The sequence below is a fragment of the Glutamicibacter sp. Je.9.36 genome, assembly GCF_051129975.1.
GTDB lineage: Bacteria > Actinomycetota > Actinomycetes > Actinomycetales > Micrococcaceae > Glutamicibacter.
The window spans coordinates 496,362-514,986 of the sequence record NZ_JBCPSN010000001.1; the positions used below are offsets into that span (position 1 = coordinate 496,362).

Here is an 18,625-nt window from a genome sequence, read left to right on the forward strand (position 1 = left end):
CGCTTCGAGTTCTAGTATGGGGAAACCACCCCTTACCGTTCCCGCGTCGGACTGCACACCGGCTCCCTGATTCGCGACGGCTTCGGTTCCAGTGGTGCTTGCTCCGAGCTTTGCATGGTCTCCGCCCGGTTGTTCGTCCTTTGCCGCCGGGCGCTGTAGGGAGTGATCGACTATCTGGCCGGCGGGCTGACTGTCGTGGCCGCCACAGTGAGCTAGTTCCGGTTGAGCGAGTAACTTTCCAGCGCGCCGCAACAGCTCGCGGCGAGCGAGCGCCGGGCCGGGATCCCCACCGAGACGAGGCACGCCCTGCTCCGGGTGGTGCACAGCGCCGTGGCCAGCGTGAAGTTACATTCCGGGGCCGAGCAGGCCACCATCGCCATCGGCTTTCTCCAGGACACCGTCACGCTGGACATCCACGATAACGGCTGGGGATTCGATCCGGAGCAAATCATGCTCCCTTCCGAGTCCGGCGGTTACGGCTTGCCCGGAATTGACCGCTACTTGTGTCCTTCATAGCCTTAGGTGCGCGGGCACAGAAATTCGTGGCAGTGCCCTGCCCAAGAGCTAGTCCAATTCAAGGATCCGGGTCATGTAGATGCTATTGGGGTCCGCCAGATATGAACCGAAGGGCTGGCACTGCTTGAAGCCGTGCTTTCGGTACAGCGAGCGTGCAGGTGCGAAGAACTCCATCGCTCCCGTTTCAAGGGATATGCGCGATAGCTTGCGCTCTGCGGCATCCCTCAGAGCATGGAGCAGCAACCGGGAAGCGACGCCTTGCCCGCGGAAGTCCGGGTCCGTCCGCATGCTCTTGAGCTCCTCGTGGCCCGGCTCCAATACCGCCAACGCGCAAGTACCCACGATGCGATGGTTCTTCTGCGCAGCCCAGAGCCGGACGGTTGGCTGGCGTAGCGCAGCCAAGTCCAAGGCATGCTGGGACTCCAGCGGCGACTGCGGCGCCATGTCAGCAAGGTGGGCTTCGAGGAAGGCTCTCAGGGAGGGATCCTCGAAGTCTGCGGGTTCAATGGACAACGTCATGAGCGACAAGATATCAGCAGTTTGTATCGCAGATGTTACGAGCAGCTAGTTGCCCTTTAGCCACCACGGCTCACAAATGCTCGGGGCCCGCTTCTTCTGTGTGGCCTCCCCATTCCCCGGTTGCGCCCTCCTGCGGATACAAATCAGCTCCGGTGCGATCCTTCAAGGTCAGCGTTGCGATCAGCGAAGCGCCCACCCAGATGAACAGGTAGGTCGAGACCGCCACGGTGGTATTGAACTGCCCCACCAGCGCCGCGGCAATGGTCGGGGCGAACGCGCCACCGATCACCGAGCCCAGGGCGTAGCTGATCGAGGAACCGCTCAGGCGGATGCGGGCCGGGAACAGCTCGGCATACAGCGCCGGCAACGGGCCGTAGGAGAAGCCCATGAAAGCGCCGAAGACCACCAGGGACACGGTAACCCAGGCCAGATTCCGGGTTTCGATCAGCAGGAACAACGGGAAGAGCCAGGCCAGCAGCAGCACCCAGCCGATGATGAACATCTTCTTGCGGCCAATGCGGTCCGAGACCACTCCGCCGATCCAGGTGGAGATCAGCCAGGCCAGCGAGCCGATGGTGATGATGTTCAGGATGTCGCCAGCCTGCAGTTCCAGCTTGTTCGTTGCATAGCCCAGGATGAAGCCGCCGGTGAGCATGTACCCGGCAGTGTTGTTGCCCATGAATACCAGCGTCGCCTGGATGACCTTCTTGGGGTGCTTGCTGAACAGCGTGGACAGCGGGGCCGACTCGGTCTGCTTGGTCCGGGCCATTTCCTCGAAGACCGGGGACTCCTCCACGCGCTGGCGGATGTAGTAGCCGATGAGGATCAGCACGAAGCTGAGCAGGAACGGGATGCGCCAGCCCCAGGCCATGAACTGCTCCGGTGAGAGAACGGCGGCGATAATGGCGCTGACCGCGGAGGCCAGCAGCATTCCGGCCGGGACGCCGAGCTGCGGGAAGGCACCGAATTTGCCGCGGGCATGATCCGGCGCGTGCTCCACTGCCATCAATGCCGCACCGCCCCACTCGCCGCCGGCGGAGAAGCCCTGGACGATGCGCAGGAAGATCAGGAGAATCGGAGCCCAAATGCCGATGGTCGCATAGGTGGGCAGCAAGCCCACCAATGTGGTGCCGACGCCCATCAGGACCAGGGTGATGATCAGCACCGCGCGGCGGCCGTACTTGTCGCCCACCCGGCCCATCACGATGGCGCCCAACGGGCGGAAGAGGAAGCTGATGCCGACGGTGGCGAAAGCGATGATGGATCCCAGTGACACTTCGGCGGGAGTGAAGAATTGCGGGGCCAGGACCAGGGCCGCCGCATTGGCGTAGATGAAGTAGTCGTACCACTCCACGGTGGTGCCCACCATGGTCGCTCCCGCGACGCGTTTCTGCTCCTTGGTCATGCGCCCGGGTACTGCAGCTGGAGTGCTCATGATTCCCCCTCGTTGTTGCGAGTATGCAGGAATCACTTTCCTCCGCCCCAGCACCCCCGTGCTGGCCGTTCATGCAGGATCGACTCCCTGCCTTGATAGTAGGCCTCTGCCGAACCCGCTACAAGCGGTATTTCTCCTAGCGCCCCGCTCCCCTGGTTGTACGCGCTGCTCCTGCGAAGACCAGTCAGGCTTGCGCGAACAGCTTGGCGGCATCAGCGACGACCTGCTTCGCCCCGCCCTGGTTCCAGCTCTCGAGTTGGCGCGTGGCACCATTGCCGAAATTCGCGAGCGAATCCAGATAATCGGCCACGAACTGTTCATCGCCATTGCGCTGCAATTGACGGCCCGCGTAATCGAGCACCCGCTGGATCATGGCCTTGGCAGGCACGGGAGTCCTGGCTTCGCTATCGAAATAGGTGCCTTCCACTCCCGACTTCGCCGCTTGCCACAGGCCCAGGTCGAGAACCTCGGACGCTGCCGTGCTGGCAGGGCTGTCCGTGACCGAAGCGGTATCCACGATGGCCCGGATGAGCAAAGCCAAGGCCACCGATTCGCCGGCTGCCATCTGCGTGTCCGCCGCGCGGACTTCAATGGTCGGATGGTTCACCGACAAGCGGGCGAACCAGCCGATATGCCCCGGATCAAGCAACGCCCCGGAGGTGATCATGTCCTCAATGCGCTGCTGGTATTCCTGCGCTGTCGCAAAAGCCGGCGGGATGCCTGCCGCAGACCATCTGCGGTAGTGCACCGTCCGCCACGAGGCGAAGCCGGTTGGCTCCCCGTTCCAGATCGGAGAGTTCGCGCCCATTCCTGCAATCAGCGGCAGCCAGCCGCGCAAGGCATTCAGCGCCCGGACTCCGGCGGCGGCATCCGGGACATGCACATGGATGTGCAGTCCGTTGATGAAATGCTCGCGGGCGATCCCCGGGACGAACTCGTGGATGGTTGCGTAGCGCTGGCCCTTGGTGAACTCCGTAGAGCTCGGGAGTTCCAGCGCCGTTCCCGAAGCAAAGGGAAGCACCTGGTGTTCGCGGCAGATCCGCTCAATGGCGACGCGCCGCAGCACCAGCGCTTCCACGGCTTCTTGCGCAGAGGTGCAGATTCCGGTGACGATTTCCAGCTGGCTGGCCAGAAGTTCGCGGTGGACCGTGGTGCCCGGCAGATCGAGGCCAAGCAGCTGGGCGCTGAGCTCTTCGGCCATCGGCACCGGGGCGGCAGTTTCCGGATCCACGAGGAAGAATTCCTCTTCGATCCCAAAGGTCCTGGTCATGGATGCTGGTTCGCCTTCCCTGGGCAGCAATACGATCTGAACACTAGACGGCAGCTGTCCCGGCCGGCCGTTTCCCGGCAGGAAACCCAGCGATTTTCCAGCTTCGCAGCAGCTGCGGACACGGCTGTCCGCAGTCACCCATTCACCCGCCTCGCCCTACGCCCGATAGCTGCCCCGGGCACTTGCTGACCGCTTTTCACAGCTGCTACTGAGCTTGCGGCCATGCAAGCACAAGCCCCGGCGCAAGGGCTTGCAAAGTGTGCCACGCTCTAATCACCGCGGCTCGGCAAAGCACTGCAAGAAGCCAAGCTGCGGGCCGTCACGCCCACTTGGAGGCGCAGCTTCAGCCGGCCGGCCACTGGCCAGCCGGACTGGAATTACTGGATTGATCCGAAGTCGAACGCAGCAGGAGGACAGACCCATGATCAGCACAGAACAACTTCAGGAACTCAGCGCAATCGGCGGCACCGTCATTGGCCCCGACGGCCAGAAGATCGGCAAATTCGGCCAGATTTTCCTTGACGACCGCAGCGGGCAGCCGGAATGGGTGACCGTCCGCACGGGCCTCTTCGGCCTCTCCGAGAGCTTCGTTCCGCTCAGCCAGGCAACCGTCGCCGGCGATACGCTCTCGGTGCCCTATGACAAGCAGACCGTCAAGGACGCCCCGAACATCGATCCGGAGGGCCAGCTCACCCCAGAGCAGGAGCAGGAGCTCTACCACTACTACAGCCTGTCCTACCAGGAAGCGGACCAGGCCGCCGTGCAGCCCGGCATCCCGGACACCGATGCCCGCGCCGAGTATTCACGGGAAGACGTGCGTGATCCGGTGGACGGCACCTCCCAGGCATCTGCCATCCGTTCCGAGGAGCGGCTGCATGTGGGAACCGAAAGCGTGGAAACCGGCAAGGTGCGCCTGCGCAAGCACGTGGTCACCGAGGATGTGGCCACCACGGTGCCGGTGAGCCATGAGGAAGTGCGGCTTGAGCGCGAGCCCATCACGGATGCCGAAGCCGCTGGCACCAGCGGAGAACTGGTTGAAGACGAGCAGGAGGTGACCTTGCACGAGGAACGTCCCGTCGTGGAGAAGACTGTTGAGCCAGTTGAGCGGGTCAGCCTGGAAAAGGAAACAGTCATCGAGGAAGAGCGCCTCGAAGCGCAGTTGCGCAAGGAACAGGTGCAGGCCGAGGGCTGGGAAGGCGGCCGGCAAACCCGCTAGCGCTGGCGCGCTGGCTTTGCGCAGGATCCGAACCTGCACGCAGCGGTGATCGGGGCGGAATCAGGCGGGTGCCGGGTTCCGCCCCGATCCGCTTTCCGGAAGCATGCTGGGTATCCGCCGTTGCCCTCGAATCCATTGCCGCACCCGGTTAGATTTGGGATCCAAGGAGGCGAGCACCATGGCGAAGCACAAAGGACACCGGATTTACCGGTGGGAACGGGCCGAGCTGCTTGCCAAGCGCTTGGACCGTCCAATGGGGATGCTCGGCGTGATCTTCCTCTTTGTGGTTCTCGGGCAGTTGCTGGTGACCGACCCGTTCTGGACCCGGACGCTGGCCATCGCAGGATGGATTTTCTGGGCAATCTTCGCCGCAGAATTCTCCTTGCGGGCGATCATCGCCAGGTCCCAAGCTGATTTCTGGCGCCGCAACTGGTGGCAGGTGCTGTTTCTGCTGTTCCCTTTCTTGCGTTTTCTGCGCGCTTTCCAGGCCTCCCGCCTGCTGCGGGTTGGCCGTGCCGCCCGGGTGAGCGGCATCCTCTCGGCAGGGGTCCGCGGTTCGCGCTCCGCAGGCAGGTTGCTCAGCGACCGCATCGGCTGGCTGGCTGCGGTGACCGCCGTGGTCATCCTCGCCTCCAGCCAACTGCTCTACGCGATGGAATCGGCCAGCGACTATTCTTCCGCACTGTACGAGAGCGCCATGGCAACGATTACCGGCTCCGGGATCACCAGCACGGATACGTTCTCCAAAGCCCTGCAGCTGATCTTGGCGAGCTACTCCGTGGTGGTCTTCGCTACCTTGGCAGGCTCACTCGGCGCATTCTTCCTCCAGACGCAAGACGAAGCGAAGAGCAAGGCTCACGCACCGCGGCACCAGTGATCCACGCACCACCGTTGCTGGACGTTCCCTAGGTACTGGAAGATTCCCGTGCCATCCAGTCGGCAATCCCCTAGCGTGGCTAGCATGACGGCGGCCAGCATCACGGGCCAACGTTTCCTTCCGATCGCAACAGCCAGAATGAAGGAGCAAGATCATGGAACATCCAAAAGATCCTGTCATAGCAACACGTCCGATGGTGCAAAAGGCCGCACTGGCGGTCGGCATCGTGTTCTTCCTGGTCGGCGTCCTCGGATTCATTCCGGGAATCACCACCAACTACGAATCGCTCTCTGGTGCCGGCCACCACTCTGAAGCCAAGCTGCTGGGCATCTTCCAGGTCTCGTACCTGCACAATGCCGTGCATCTGCTCTTCGGTGTGGCCGGCTACCTGATGGCGCGAACCGTGCCTGCTGCCCGCAGCTACCTCATTGGCGGCGGAATCATCTACCTGGCCCTGTGGGTCTACGGGCTGGTCATTGATTTCGACAGCGCCGCCAACTTCATCCCGCTGAACGATGCCGATAACTGGCTGCATCTGGGGCTCGGTGCGCTCATGATCATCTTGGGATTGCTCCTCTCCCGCAAGGCGACCGGACAGCATCGGGACCCGCACGCGGCTTGACCAGATGCTCAATTGCTGAAGCGGGCACCCCGGCATGCCGGGGTGCCCGCTTTTCCATGCAGTCCATGGCAAAGTCCTCAGCGTCATCGCCATACCCAACGCCTAGATCGCCGAACGCCGGGATTCTGGGAATCCCAGGAATCTAGGCGAGTTCGCTGGCGCAGTCGCGGCAGATGACGCCTAGGCCAGTCTTCTGCACGGCTTGGCTGCGATGGCGGATAGTGAAGCAACTGGCGCAGTGGAACTCATCCGCTGCTTGCGGGAGGACTTCAACGCTCAGCTCTTCCTCGACGATGGCGCCAGGGAGCTCCACGCCATCGGAAAGGTCGGTTTCTTCAAGCTCGGCCACAACGCTCTTCGCGTCGGGGGCATCGGCTTGTTGCACGTCTTTGAGCGTCTTCTCGGACGCCGCGGCGAAATCTGGACGAACCTCATCATAATCTGCAGCCATGTTCCTGCCTCCACAGGTGGGAAAATACGCGACAACCACAACGTGGTGGCGTGCCATTGGGTCACCAAAGCCCTGGATGGCGGGCTCCGGTCCAGCGCAGCGAAGCCGCCGTCCGGAAGGCTGGCTTCGACGGCGGCTTGGCCGGCTGGCGGCCAATTGCTAGGAGCTGAGCTCCGCGGCAATGGCGCTGTTGAACGCATCGAGGTCGCCTGGATTGCGCGAGGTAATCAGCACGAAGCGGTTTGCCGGGCAGCGGAAAACCTGCTCGTCCTTCCAGGTGCCGCCGGCATTGACGACATCGGTCTTAATCGAGGTGTATGAGGTCAAGGTCTTGCCCTTGGCCAATCCGGTTTCCACCAGCAGCCATGGCCCATGGCAGATGGAAGCGATCGGCCGGCCCGAACCGGCAAAGGACTTGGCAATGCGCTGGGCATCGGCATCCAAGCGGAGGTTGTCGGCATTCAGCGTTCCGCCGGGGAGCAGCAGCAGATCGAAATCCTGCTCGTTCACTGTTGCCAGCGTTTCGCTCGCTTCGAAGACCTCCCCCAGATCCCAATCGCCGACCAGCGACTTGATCTGGCCGGCCTCCGGGGCCGCGATCACCACTTCCGCACCGGCTTGGCGCAAATACTCCACTGGCTTCTTCAGCTCATCCTGCTCGACTCCGCGGTTGGAAACTGCCGCAAGAACTTTCTTGCCTGCTAGGTCTGGCATATTCATGCTCCTTTCATTGTCCACAGCCCACTGTGCTCTGGGCAGCTACCGCAGGCAAGCCGCAGTCAGGAAGCATCCAGCCGCCGGCTTCGGGTCGGGCTTTCGCCGTGCTGCCATGCGGCTTGAACGCGCACAGCAGGCCTTGCCGCGGTGGAGGCGGCAAGGCCTGCTGTGCTGTGAAGAAGATGATCAGGCGTTGATCAGCTCGGCATCTTCCTTGGCCTTCTTGCTAGCACGCACGTGCTTGTAGGCGGTGAATGCCAGCGTCAATGCGAGGATCGAGTACAGGGTAATCGTGATTCCGCTGGAAACCAGGATGCTCGCATCGCCTTCCGAGACGGTCAGTGCACGGCGCAGCTCGGTTTCGGCCAGCGGGCCGAGGATCACTGCAATCAGTACCGGAGCCAAGGGGATCTCGTAGCGACGCATCACGAATCCAACCAGTCCCACACCCAGCAGGATCCACAGATCCAGCAGCGCGGCGCTGATGGCGTAGACGCCGAGGACCGAGAGCACGGTAATGCCTGCGTACAGGTAGTGGCGCGGGACCAGCAGCAGCTTGGCCCACAGCACCGCGAACTGCATGTTCATGACCAGCAGGATCACCAGTCCGATGAACAGCGAGGCCAGCAGGGTCCACACCATGGGGCCGCTGCGTTCGAACAGCAGCGGGCCTGGCTGCATGCCGTACTGCTGGAAGGCGGCGATCATGATCGCCGCGGTAGCACTGGTGGGCAGGCCCAGGGCCAGCAACGCGCCCATGGCGGTGCCCGCGGTGGCATTGCCAGCGGCTTCCGGAGCAGCCACGCCTCGGATGGAACCAATCTGGCCGAATTCGATATCGCCGCGGCGCTTGGCCAGGCGCTTTTCGGTGCCGTAGGCCAGGAAGGTCGGAACCTCGGAACCGCCAGCAGGGATGATGCCGAAAGGCAGGCCGAAAGCGGTACCGCGCAGCCATGCCGGCAGGGCCTTCTTGATGTCGTGGCGGTGCAGGCGCGGACGGCCGCTTGGCTTGATCTTCACGGCTTCCGGATCGCGGTGGATGCGCGAGGCAATATGCAGCACTTCGCCCAGGGCCAGCAGGCCCACGGTGATCACCACAATGGAGATGCCGTCGAAGAGCTGCGGCAGGCCCAGGGTGTAGCGGATGGTTCCCGAAGGGCCATCCACCCCGACCATGGCCAAGACCAAACCGATGCCCAGGGCCACCAGGCCCTTGATAATCGAATCGGACACCACCGAGGAGATTGCAAGGAAGGCGAAAACCGCCAGCGCGAAGTATTCAGCCGGACCGAAAGCGGTGGCCAGCTTGACCAGGGTCGGGGCGAAGAACACCACGACGGTGGTGGCCAGCAGGCCGCCAATGAAGGCGCCCATGGCCGCAGTTGCCAGGGCCTTGGCGGCCAGGCCGTTGCGGGCCATCCGGTGGCCTTCGAAGGTCGAGGCGATCGCCGAGGAATTGCCCGGCGTATTGAGCAGGATGCCGGAGGTGGAGTCGCCGAACAGCCCGCCGTAGTAGACGCCGGCGAACATGATGAACGCCGCGGTGGGATCCAGCGAGAAGGTAATAGGCAGCAGCAGCGCCACGGCCATTGCCGAGCCCAGGCCAGGCAGCACGCCTACGGCGGTGCCCAGCAGGGCGCCAAGCAGCACCCACAGCAGGTTCATGGGGGTCAGTGCGTTTGAGAATCCCTCAAGCAGCAGATTGAGCTGTTCCATCTAGAGCAGTCCTTCCAGGAATCCTGCAGGCAGGTTCAATCCCAGTCCGGCGTTGAAAGCCAGCTGGATCACGCAGGAGAAGAGCAGTGCAATGCTCACGTCGAATAGCGCTTTCTTGCTGCCCAGTGCGCGGGCAACGACCCAGAACAGGGCTGCGGCGCTGAGGATCCAGCCGGCATAAGGCAGGATCAGGATGAAGCCGATGACGCCGGCCACCACCGCGCCCATGGTCTTCCAGTCCGACTGGGTCTTGTACTGCTTTTCTTCCGCAGCCGCCGCGGCTGCGCCGCCGCGCGGGGAGCGGAAAATCTGGATGGTGTGGGCAAGGACCACGCCGTAGAGCAGTATGCACACGATGGTCGGGAAGAACTGCGGGCCGGGGACCGACTTTCCCAGTACCTCCATGGTGGCGGTCTGCCAGGTCAGGAAGATCGCCAGGGCCAGCAGCAGTGCCGGGACGATCAGTTCGCTGCGCCCGCTGAAGAAGCTCTGGGCAGGGGTGGCGTTGCGGCCGGTGCCGTTGCCGGTGCCCTCCGTTGCTTGGGGTGCTTGAATGCTCATAGTCCCAGTCCCTTGACGATTTGTTCCGTGACTTCGATTTCGCTGTCCACGTAGTCTTCGAATTCCTTGCCGATCATGAAGCTGTCGGTCCAGTCGTTGCGCTCCAGCGCATCTTTCCACTGCTCGGATTCATGGATTTCGTGGACCATGTCCACGAAGACCTGCTTATCCTCTTCGGTGATGCCCGGGGCACCGACGAAGCCGCGCCAGTTGGCCATGACCGCGTCAACACCCTGTTCCTTGAAGGTCGGGACGTCGACCCCGGGCAGCCGTTCTTCCGAGGAGATGGCCAGCGCCCGCAGGTTTCCGGCTTCGATCTGGTCGGCTACTTCGTTGTAGCCGGACATGCCGCCAGCGGTGGTGCCTGCCAGCATCGAGGTCAACGCCTCGCCGCCGCCGGAGTAGGCGATGTAGTTGGCCTTGGACGGGTCGATGCCCACTTCCTGGGCCACCGCACCGGTGAGCAGGTGGTCGATCGAACCCAGCGAACCGCCGGCAATCGAGGTTTTCCCCGGGTCCTTCTTCCAGGCCGCGATGAACTCGTCCAGGGTCTTGATCTCGGACTTGGCCGGCACTACCAGCACCGCGTAGTCATCGGACATGCGCGCGATCAGTTCCACGTCCTTCATGGTGGCCTCGGAGTTGGCCAGCTCGATTGCGCCGATCATCACCCCGCCGGTGGCCATGAGCATGTCGTGACGCCCGGTCATCTGCACGAATTGGCTCAAGCCGATGGTGCCGCCAGCTCCCGGGATGTTCGTGACCTGCACGTTGTTCACTGCGCCGATGGACTTCAATGCCTGCTGGGCTTCACGGGCGAAGCCGTCCCAGCCGCCACCGGGCGAGGCAGGTGCCATGATGACCAACTTGTTCCGCGCCGAGGACTCTCCGCCCGACGCTGCCGCGTTGGTGAATGCGAGTCCCGCTACCGCCACGACGACAACGCCGTACAGGGACCGGCTCAAGATGCGTTTGCTCACCATTTTCCGTAACCTCATTGTTAGTGATTCACCTCACCGATTCCCGGTGCGGCCTTTCCCAGTGTGCAGTCAAAGTGAGCCGAAACACACCGGGAATGCGGTTCTGGTCATAACGGGCAATTAAGAAAATAAAAACAACGGGAGCAAGCGGGTCCACCATGCAATGGATAAAGAACAGCCAGCGCTTCCGGGTTCGCATCCTGTTCCTGCAATTAGCCATCGTGCTGATCACGCTGCTGGCAGTTTCGGTGATCGTGATGCGCTTCGAGATCAACCGGGTGGAAGACAGCGCTTTCAGCCGCGTCGCCCTGGTGGCCGAGGAAACGGCCCAGCTGGCCCCGATTGGCCACGCGCTGGCCGAGGATCCCGGAAACGCAGCCGAAGTCGTCGCCCCGCTGGCCCACCTGGCCGAGTCGGCCTCCGGAGTGGACTATGTAACCATTGCCGACTTGAACGGCATCCGCGTGGCCCACCCCGAGCCAGAGTCCATCGGCCAGCCGGTTTCCTCGGATCATGAATCCATCCGCAACGGCGAAACCTTCAGGGGCGTGGAGGAAGGCCCCCTGGGCGTCACCCTGCGGGTGAAGCAACCGGTCTTCGAGGAGGGGAAGATCGTTGGCACCATCTCCGTGGGCATCCTGCAAAGCAAGGTGCGCGCCAGCCTGGTTGATATTGTCTGGGCGTTCGCGCCGTGGATTATCCTGGCCGTGGCCATCGGCTCCCTGGCGGCCGCGCTGGTGGAACGGGCCATTCGCAGGATCTACCGGGTTGATCCCGAAGAAGTGGATTCGCTGAAGCAGGCGCAGCAGGCGGTGCTCTACGGAGTCAGCGACGGCGTGCTGGGCGTGGATGGCAATGGCCGGCTCACCCTGGTCAACGGTGAAGCGCGCCGGCTGCTGGATCTTCCCGAGGACACTGTGGGCCAGCAAGCCGAAGAGGTCCTGGACCAGAGCCTGGTGGACCTGCTGCGCAGCGACTCCCCCGAGGCCGAATCGGTGCAGAACGTGCTTTCCGGAGAGCGCGTGCTGATTGCCACCCGCCGCGAGGCGATGCTGGGACCCAAGCACTATGGACGCACCCTGACCTTGACCGACCATACCGAGCTGGAAGAGACCTTGCGCGAGTTGCGCGGCCAGAGGTCCCTGGCCGATACGCTGCGTGCCCAGGCCCACGAATTCACCAACCGCTTGCACCTGCTCTCGGGGCTGATGTCCATCGGCGAATACGAAGAAGCCAAGGAGCATATCCAGCGTTTCTCCGGCGCTCGCGGCGAGCATCCGGAGACGCATCTGGGCGACCCCACCCTGTCAGCGCTGTTCGTTGCCAAGCAGGCGGTGGCCAGCGAAGCCGGGGTCCGGCTGGAACTGCATCCTTTCTCCGCGGTGGTGCCTGGAACCGCGATTGACGACGATGCCATCACCGTCGCCTCGAACCTGCTGGCCAACGCCATCGAGGCCGCCGGCGATGGCGGCGTGGTGTCATTGCACTTGAACGCCGGATCCACCGGCATGCGCATCGCGGTCAGCGATTCCGGCCCGGGCATCAGTGAAGGCGACGCGGCCCGCCTGGTGCAGCTTGGCTACAGCAGCAAGACCGGCGCGCCGGGCGCAGTCCACGGACGGGGCATCGGCTTGGCCCTGGTTGACCGCATCCGGGCCCGGCGCGGTGGCGTGCTGAAGTTCGGTTCCAGTGATCTGGGCGGCGCCGAGGTCATCGCCGCCTGGCCTCCGTCGAAGCGACCTATGGTTAAGCAGAGCACTCCCATTCCCGTGCAAGGAGATTACTTCAATGATTAAGACACTCGTGGTCGATGACGACTTCGCAGTGGCCGGGCTGCACCGCCGCTACCTGCAGGGCATGGAGCATTTTGAAGTGGTCGGCGTGCTGGAGCGCGGTTCCGGCGTGGTTCCCTTTGTGCAATCCGGGCAGGTGGATCTGGTCTTGCTCGATGTGCACCTGCCGGATCTGACCGGTCTGGAAGTATTGGCCCAGTTGCGCGCAGCCGGGTTCGACGCGCACGTCATCATGATTACCGCCAACAATGAACGCGATGCGGTGCGCCAAGCAGTAGGCCACGGCGTCGAGGATTATCTGGTCAAGCCTTTCACCGTGGACGAGTTCAAGCAGCGCCTGGCACTCTATGCCCAGCGTGTTTCCGAGCAGCCCGAAGCGGTGGCGCAGCAAGAGGAGCCGATCGACGAGCTGGGCCAGGCCGAGATCGACCAGCTGCTCCAGGCCGCCAGTGGACGAGGGGATGCCAGGATCCCCGAAGTCCTCGAACTGGCACCCGGGGCCGTCACCGGAGCGCAGACCGAGCGGCTGCCCAAGGGCTTCACCGCACCGACCATGGCACTGGTCGGAGAAGCCTTGCGCAGCGCACCGGGCCATCCGGATGGCACACTGTCTTCCTTGGAGGTTGCCGAAATTTGCGGGATCTCCCGGGTCAGCGCCCGGCGCTACCTGGACTTCCTGGTCACGGCGGGCAAGGCCCAGCTGCGTCCGCGCTACGGTTCGGCAGGCCGTCCCGAGCACCGGTATTCGTGGGTCAGCTGAATTTCCTGCACCGCACTGGCTTTTAATGCACATTAGTGTATACACTAATTTCGGATCCACGTTTTCCCACGTCTTCATTTCCGAAAGGCCATCTCATGACAACCCATGCTCAGGAAACCGCTGCCAACGCCGCAGACGTCATTGTGGTCGGCGGCGGCAACGCGGCCTTCACCGCGGCGCACGCGGCAGTGACCCGCGGCCGCAAGGTTCTGCTCCTGGAAAAGGCTCCGCGCGACCAGTTCGGCGGCAACAGCTACTACACGGCAGGCGCAACCCGCATTGCGCACAACGGCCTGGAAGACCTGCAGGATCTGGTGGAATTCGATGAGCGCCACCCGGTCTCCGAAGTCCCGCCCTACTCCGAGGCCGACTACGCTGGCGACATCGCCAAGGTGACCGAGGGCCGCAACGACAAGGAAATGACCGAGGTCCTGGTCAAGGAAGCAGCTCCCGGCCTGCGCTGGCTCAAGTCCCTGGGCCTGAAGTACCGCCTGATGTATGAACGCCAGACCTACAAGACCCCGGAGGGCGGCTACTTGTTCTGGGGCGGGCTGCATGTGGGCAACGTCGACGGCGGCGAAGGCCTGATGAAGGACCACCTGGAAGTAGCCCGGAAGCTGGGCACCGAAGTCCGTTTCGAGCAGGACGTCTACGGCCTGATCGTGGAAGAGGGCAAGGTGGTGGGCGTGAAGGTCCGCGCCAACGGCGAAGAGCAGGAACTGCGCGCCGAGTCGGTCATCCTCGGCGCCGGCGGCTTCGAATCCAGCCCGCAATGGCGCCAGGAGCACCTGGGCGAAGGCTGGCAGAACGCCAAGGTCCGCGGCACCCCATTCAACAATGGCGAGATGCTGGCCGCCGGCCTGGAGATCGGCGCCGCCAAGGGCGGGGACTGGAGCACCTGCCACTCGGTCCAATGGGACGCGCTGACCCCGAAGAACGAATCCAATCGCGAGCTGACCAACCGCCTGACCCGCCAGTCCTACCCGCTGGGGATCATCGTGAACAACCGCGGCGAGCGCTTCCTGGACGAGGGCGCGGACTTCCGCAACCTGACCTACGCCAAGTACGGCAAGGTCATCTTGCAGCAGCCGGACTCCATCGCCTACCAGGTCTTCGACGCGTCGCTGCGTCCGATGCTGCGCGCCGAAGAGTACGAGATGCCGGAGATCTCCGAGGTCATCGCCGACACCGTTGAGGAATTGGCGCAGAAGATCGGCGTGGATCCAGCGGCGCTGTCCAAGACCGTCTCGGAATTCAACGCTTCCATCGACACCTCCATCGCCTACGACCCGAACGTGCTCGATGGGCGCGCCGCGAAGGTGACTCCCCCTAAGAGCAACTGGGCCAACCCGCTTCAGACCGGCCCGTTCTACGCCTACCCGGTCACCTGCGGCATCACCTTCACCTTCGGCGGCCTGAAGGGCAACACCGACGGCCAGGTGCTGGACGAAAACGGCGAGATCATCGAAGGCCTGTACGTCTGCGGCGAAATGCTCGGCGGCTTGTTCTCGGCCAACTACCCGGGCGGTTCCGGCCTGGCAGCCGGTGTGGTCTTCGGCCGGCGTGCCGGTAACCTTGCCTAAGTACTAATTCCCATTGTTCCGCCAGTACGCCTGTACTGGCGGAACAATGGTTTTACCCGCCATCCAGCCTTAGACGAGAATGGGGATCATGGCCAAGCTCGATTCGGATTCAATCCATGCCCAGCTCAAGGACGACTTGCTGCAAGGCGCATTCCAGCCCGGGGATGCCCTGCGCGAGGTCGCCCTGGCAGAACGCTTTGGAGTGTCCCGCACCCCGGTGCGCGAAGCCCTGACCCGGCTGCTGCATGAAGGGCTGCTGGAGCGCCGCGCCCGCGGTCTTTTCGTCAAGGAAATCGACCCCGAGCAGATCATGCAGGTCTACGACCTGCGCATCCTGCTCGAAGGCCAAGCCGCCCAGGAAGCCGCCTCGGTGCGCACCGAAGTGGACCTGATGCGCCTGCAAGCCCTGGTTGACCGGGACCGTGCACTGGCCGAACCAGATGACGCCACCCGCTTGGCCACCAACATCGAGTTCCACCGCGCGCTCTGGCGCGCCGCGCATAACCCGGTGCTGGAGGATCTGCTCGAGCGCCTGGCCACCCACCAGATCCATGCCCCGACATCCACGCTCTCGGTCGGCTCGCGGTGGACCGAAGCGCTGGAGGAGCACCAGCGCATCGTGGAGAACATCCGCGAGCGCGACAGCGCCAAGGCCTGCGGGCTCATCCAGGCCCATATGGCCACCGCCAAGGCGCTGCGCTTGAAGATGTTCGCCAGCCTGATGAATTAGCGCCAGGCCCACGGCAGCCGGGACGTCTCGAGTTAGGCCAATGCATCACCGGTCTGTAGACTGGAAGCATGGCTCTGGTCGTCTCAACGCATGCGCAGCGGCTTCTCGCTGCCGTTTTCCCCAAGGGAAAACTGCTGACCAAGCTAGCCAGCGGCACCAATGGGTGGTTGAGTTCCTGGGGAACTAACGCCCACGGCGAGATCGCCGGCTGCCCGCCACCGCGCCACTAATAGTTGCGCGGCCCCGATTCCTGGTTTTTCTCCAGTGGATTCCGCGCACCCTCGTGCCCTTTTCCCGGATCCCAGAAAGACCCGTTACTTTGCCACACCCTTCAACTGGCGTACCCCGCCAAGCACCCCACGCCATGTGGCGTGGAATCCACCAAACCCTCAAGCAGGACTCGATGGGCGGACTGCTGCTGCTCTGCGCCACCGTCGCCGCCTTGATCCTGGCCAATTCCCCTGCGGCCCCCTGGTACGAGGGGTTGCGCGATTTCCGCTTCGGCCCCGAGTCCCTGCACCTGAATCTCTCGGTCGGAGCCTGGGCCGCTGACGGCCTGCTCGCCATCTTCTTCTTCGTTGTCGGCTTGGAACTCAAGGAAGAATTCGTTGTCGGCAAATTGCGCAATCCGCGCACCGCACTGGTTCCGGTGGCTGCGGCCGTGGGCGGCGTGGCACTGCCGGCACTGTTCTACGTCCTGGTCATCTCCGCCTCGGGAAGCTCCGCCATCAACGGCTGGGCAATCCCCGCAGCCACTGATATCGCCTTCGCGATCGCCGTGATCGCAGTGGTGGGCAAGTTCCTGCCACCTGCCCTGCGCACCTTCCTGCTTACGCTGGCGGTGGTCGATGACCTGCTGGCCATTTCCATCATCGCCATTTTCTACACCGATGACCTGGCCTGGCTGCCGCTGATCCTCGCGCTGCTGCCGCTGGCGGCATTCGCGCTGGCAGTGCAGCGCGGGGTCCGCGCCTGGTGGGTCCTGATCCCGCTCGGCGCCACCGTCTGGGCACTGGTGCATGCCTCGGGAATCCACGCCACGGTGGCCGGCGTGCTGCTGGGCTTCATGGTTCCGGTAATTGCCACCAAGCGGGCGCACGTGCGCACCGGGAGCACCGAGCAGGGCGAAGCGATCCACGAAGGCCTGGCGGCCCACTTCGCGGACCGTTGGTCCATTCCCTCATCCATCATCGCCATTCCGGTATTCGCCTTCTTCGCCGCCGGTGTTCCGGTCGGCGGCCTGTCCGGACTGGGAGAAGCGCTGGCCAGCCCGGTGGCACTGGGCATCATTGCCGGCCTGGTGCTGGGCAAGTCGATTGGCATCACCGCCGCCACCTTCCTGGTCACCAGGCTCCCGGGAATCAAGCTGGATGGCAGCATCAAATGGCCTGATGTGCTGGGGCTGTCCTTCGTGGCAGGCATCGGCTTCACCGTCTCCCTGCTGGTCGGCGAGCTGGCCTTCGGCCAGGGCGGCGAGGAAGCGCAGTACGTGAAGGTCGGAGTGCTGTGCGGTTCGCTGCTGGCCGCGGTCATCGGCGCGGCGCTGCTCGGGTCGCGAAATCGCGCGTACCGCGCGGCAGCCAAGGCTTCTGCATAGCCAGCCCTGCTGCATCCGTCCTGCGGATGGATGCAGCAGGGCTGTTCGCCCGAATCAGGAGCGCGCGGTGATCGAATCGATGGCTTCGCGGGCCTCTTCGGCCAGCTGCTGCGGCATCGGCGCGCTCTTGGCCGAGTCGGCTGCGGTCTTCTGCCCCTGGTCGCTGACGACGTACTGGCCGAAGGTCTTGGCCAGTTCCACGGTCTGCGGATCCTCGTAGCCGCTGCAGAACAGCAGGTAGGAGACCAGCACCATCGGGTACGCGCCGGCGGCGGTGGTCTTGCGGTCCAGCTCCAGGGCAATATCGTGCTCGCCGCGGCCGTGGACCCGTTCCGATTCGGCCACGGCCTTGGCCGCTGATTCCCCGCTGACTGCCACGAATTCCTCGCCGACCTTCAGCTTCACCTTGCCCAGCGACGTATCCACCAGGGAATCATCGGCATAGGTGACCGCGCCCACGGCGCGGGTCACGGTGGTCACCACACCGGCATTGCCCTGGGCCTTCTCCAGCCCGGTGGCATCCGGCCAGCCGCCATCCGGCTCGTGCGGCCAGGCTTCGGGAGCAACCGCATGCAGGTACTCGGTGAAGTTCTCGGTCGTGCCCGAATCGTCGGCGCGCGCCACCCCGGTGATCGGCAGGTCGGGCAGCTGGACCTGCGGGTTCAGCTGGGCGATGGCCGGGTCCTGCCAGGAGCGGATCTCACCGGAGAAGATCCTGGCGATCGTTGGGGCATCCATGTTCAATTCCTTGATGCCCGGCAGGTTGAAGGCGATGCTGATCGGGGAAATATACGCCGGGATATTGATCGCGCCCTGCGGGCCGCAGGTCTCGATGGAGCGCTGGACTTCCTCTTCCTTCAGGTAAGCGTCGGATCCGGCGAATTCGGTGCCGCCTGCCAGGAGCCCGGCGCGTCCGGCGCCGGAGCCCACAGAGGCGTACTGCACCTGGACCTGGGGATGCATGGTGGAGAATTCGGTGGTCCAGGCGTTCATGGCGGAATTCTGCGCGGTGGATCCGCCGCCGGTCAGCGTGCCTTGGAGGCTTGAGGTATTCGATTCAGCGGCCTTGCGCTGCTCTTCTCCCAGCGGGTAGTCCGATCCGCAGCCCGAAAGCAGCAGGACCAGGCCCATGCTGGCAATCGCGGTGAAAGCGGCGGTTCGTGGCAGAGGTGGCCTGGCAGGTCCGGTGGTTCGCAAAACTTCTCCTGGGTTCCAAGGTGAACGGCGGGTGTACTTGAAATTCCAGTGAATCATCATCCCTGCACTTTCCGAAATCATTCCC

At 63.7% G+C, this 18,625-nt stretch carries 19 protein-coding genes; 10 read left to right on the top strand and 9 right to left on the bottom strand.

The genetic code is table 11. The features are described from left to right. Positions 1–339: 339 nt before the first annotated feature. On the top strand, positions 340–516 hold the full coding sequence (locus tag AAZQ98_RS02320) for a hypothetical protein (protein WP_434689512.1): 177 nt from the start codon (positions 340–342) through the stop codon (positions 514–516). Positions 517–564: 48 nt separating this feature from the next. On the opposite strand, the gene AAZQ98_RS02325 is transcribed toward AAZQ98_RS02320, so the two are convergent. From AAZQ98_RS02325 to AAZQ98_RS02335, 3 genes are all read right to left on the bottom strand, one after another. Continuing rightward, positions 565–1,035 (bottom strand): GNAT family N-acetyltransferase, encoded by a 471-nt coding sequence (locus tag AAZQ98_RS02325; protein WP_434689514.1) that lies wholly within the window; start codon positions 1,033–1,035, stop codon positions 565–567. 70 nt (positions 1,036–1,105) lie between these two features. Next, on the bottom strand, positions 1,106–2,470 hold the full coding sequence (locus tag AAZQ98_RS02330; protein WP_434689515.1) for an MFS transporter: 1,365 nt from the start codon (positions 2,468–2,470) through the stop codon (positions 1,106–1,108). Between the two features lie 184 nt (positions 2,471–2,654). Then, positions 2,655–3,740 (bottom strand): carboxylate-amine ligase, encoded by a 1,086-nt coding sequence (locus AAZQ98_RS02335; protein WP_434689517.1) that lies wholly within the window; start codon positions 3,738–3,740, stop codon positions 2,655–2,657. A 421-nt stretch (positions 3,741–4,161) separates the two neighbouring features. Here AAZQ98_RS02335 and AAZQ98_RS02340 point away from each other — a divergent pair, with 421 nt between their 5' ends. From AAZQ98_RS02340 to AAZQ98_RS02350, 3 genes are all read left to right on the top strand, one after another. Then, positions 4,162–4,956, top strand: coding sequence for a YsnF/AvaK domain-containing protein (locus tag AAZQ98_RS02340; protein ID WP_434689519.1), 795 nt, complete (start codon positions 4,162–4,164; stop codon positions 4,954–4,956). Positions 4,957–5,134: 178 nt separating this feature from the next. Then, on the top strand, positions 5,135–5,833 hold the full coding sequence (locus AAZQ98_RS02345) for a hypothetical protein (protein WP_434689521.1): 699 nt from the start codon (positions 5,135–5,137) through the stop codon (positions 5,831–5,833). Between the two features lie 154 nt (positions 5,834–5,987). After that, the gene (locus AAZQ98_RS02350; RefSeq protein WP_434689522.1) at positions 5,988–6,455 is read left to right on the top strand and encodes a DUF4383 domain-containing protein; all 468 of its coding nucleotides are present in this window, start codon (positions 5,988–5,990) and stop codon (positions 6,453–6,455) included. Between the two features lie 142 nt (positions 6,456–6,597). On the opposite strand, the gene AAZQ98_RS02355 is transcribed toward AAZQ98_RS02350, so the two are convergent. The 5 genes from AAZQ98_RS02355 to AAZQ98_RS02375 all read right to left on the bottom strand — a co-directional run bounded on the left by AAZQ98_RS02355 (position 6,598) and on the right by AAZQ98_RS02375 (position 10,883). Further along, positions 6,598–6,906, bottom strand: a complete 309-nt coding sequence (locus tag AAZQ98_RS02355; protein WP_365945421.1) for a DUF4193 family protein — start codon at positions 6,904–6,906, stop codon at positions 6,598–6,600. Between the two features lie 159 nt (positions 6,907–7,065). Then, positions 7,066–7,620, bottom strand: a complete 555-nt coding sequence (locus tag AAZQ98_RS02360) for a type 1 glutamine amidotransferase domain-containing protein (protein WP_434689524.1) — start codon at positions 7,618–7,620, stop codon at positions 7,066–7,068. 189 nt (positions 7,621–7,809) lie between these two features. Next, entirely contained in the window at positions 7,810–9,339 is a 1,530-nt protein-coding gene (locus tag AAZQ98_RS02365) for a tripartite tricarboxylate transporter permease (RefSeq protein ID WP_434689526.1), read from the bottom strand. Then, entirely contained in the window at positions 9,340–9,900 is a 561-nt protein-coding gene (locus tag AAZQ98_RS02370; protein ID WP_434689528.1) for a tripartite tricarboxylate transporter TctB family protein, read from the bottom strand. It lies immediately after the preceding gene. Continuing rightward, positions 9,897–10,883, bottom strand: a complete 987-nt coding sequence (locus AAZQ98_RS02375) for a Bug family tripartite tricarboxylate transporter substrate binding protein (RefSeq protein ID WP_434689529.1) — start codon at positions 10,881–10,883, stop codon at positions 9,897–9,899. The genes AAZQ98_RS02370 and AAZQ98_RS02375 overlap by 4 nt, the downstream gene beginning before the upstream one ends. A gap of 155 nt (positions 10,884–11,038) precedes the next feature. Between AAZQ98_RS02375 and AAZQ98_RS02380 the strand changes: the two genes are divergently transcribed. The 6 genes from AAZQ98_RS02380 (at position 11,039) to nhaA (ending at position 17,343) form a co-directional block, all read left to right on the top strand. Then, entirely contained in the window at positions 11,039–12,676 is a 1,638-nt protein-coding gene (locus AAZQ98_RS02380; protein WP_434689530.1) for an ATP-binding protein, read from the top strand. Then, positions 12,669–13,433: a response regulator gene (locus tag AAZQ98_RS02385; RefSeq protein WP_434689534.1), complete on the top strand. Its 765-nt coding sequence runs from the start codon at positions 12,669–12,671 to the stop codon at positions 13,431–13,433. The genes AAZQ98_RS02380 and AAZQ98_RS02385 overlap by 8 nt, the downstream gene beginning before the upstream one ends. Positions 13,434–13,528: 95 nt before the next feature. After that, positions 13,529–15,016, top strand: a complete 1,488-nt coding sequence (gene tcuA / locus AAZQ98_RS02390; protein WP_434689536.1) for an FAD-dependent tricarballylate dehydrogenase TcuA — start codon at positions 13,529–13,531, stop codon at positions 15,014–15,016. An 88-nt stretch (positions 15,017–15,104) separates the two neighbouring features. Beyond that, on the top strand, positions 15,105–15,746 hold the full coding sequence (locus AAZQ98_RS02395; RefSeq protein WP_434689537.1) for a GntR family transcriptional regulator: 642 nt from the start codon (positions 15,105–15,107) through the stop codon (positions 15,744–15,746). Between the two features lie 68 nt (positions 15,747–15,814). Then, on the top strand, positions 15,815–15,976 hold the full coding sequence (locus tag AAZQ98_RS02400; RefSeq protein WP_166650850.1) for a hypothetical protein: 162 nt from the start codon (positions 15,815–15,817) through the stop codon (positions 15,974–15,976). A gap of 134 nt (positions 15,977–16,110) precedes the next feature. Beyond that, positions 16,111–17,343, top strand: coding sequence for a Na+/H+ antiporter NhaA (nhaA, locus tag AAZQ98_RS02405; protein ID WP_434689538.1), 1,233 nt, complete (start codon positions 16,111–16,113; stop codon positions 17,341–17,343). A gap of 54 nt (positions 17,344–17,397) precedes the next feature. Here the strand turns inward: nhaA and pstS are convergent, their stop codons facing one another. After that, positions 17,398–18,474, bottom strand: coding sequence for a phosphate ABC transporter substrate-binding protein PstS (gene pstS / locus AAZQ98_RS02410; protein ID WP_434690097.1), 1,077 nt, complete (start codon positions 18,472–18,474; stop codon positions 17,398–17,400). Positions 18,475–18,625: the final 151 nt, after the last annotated feature.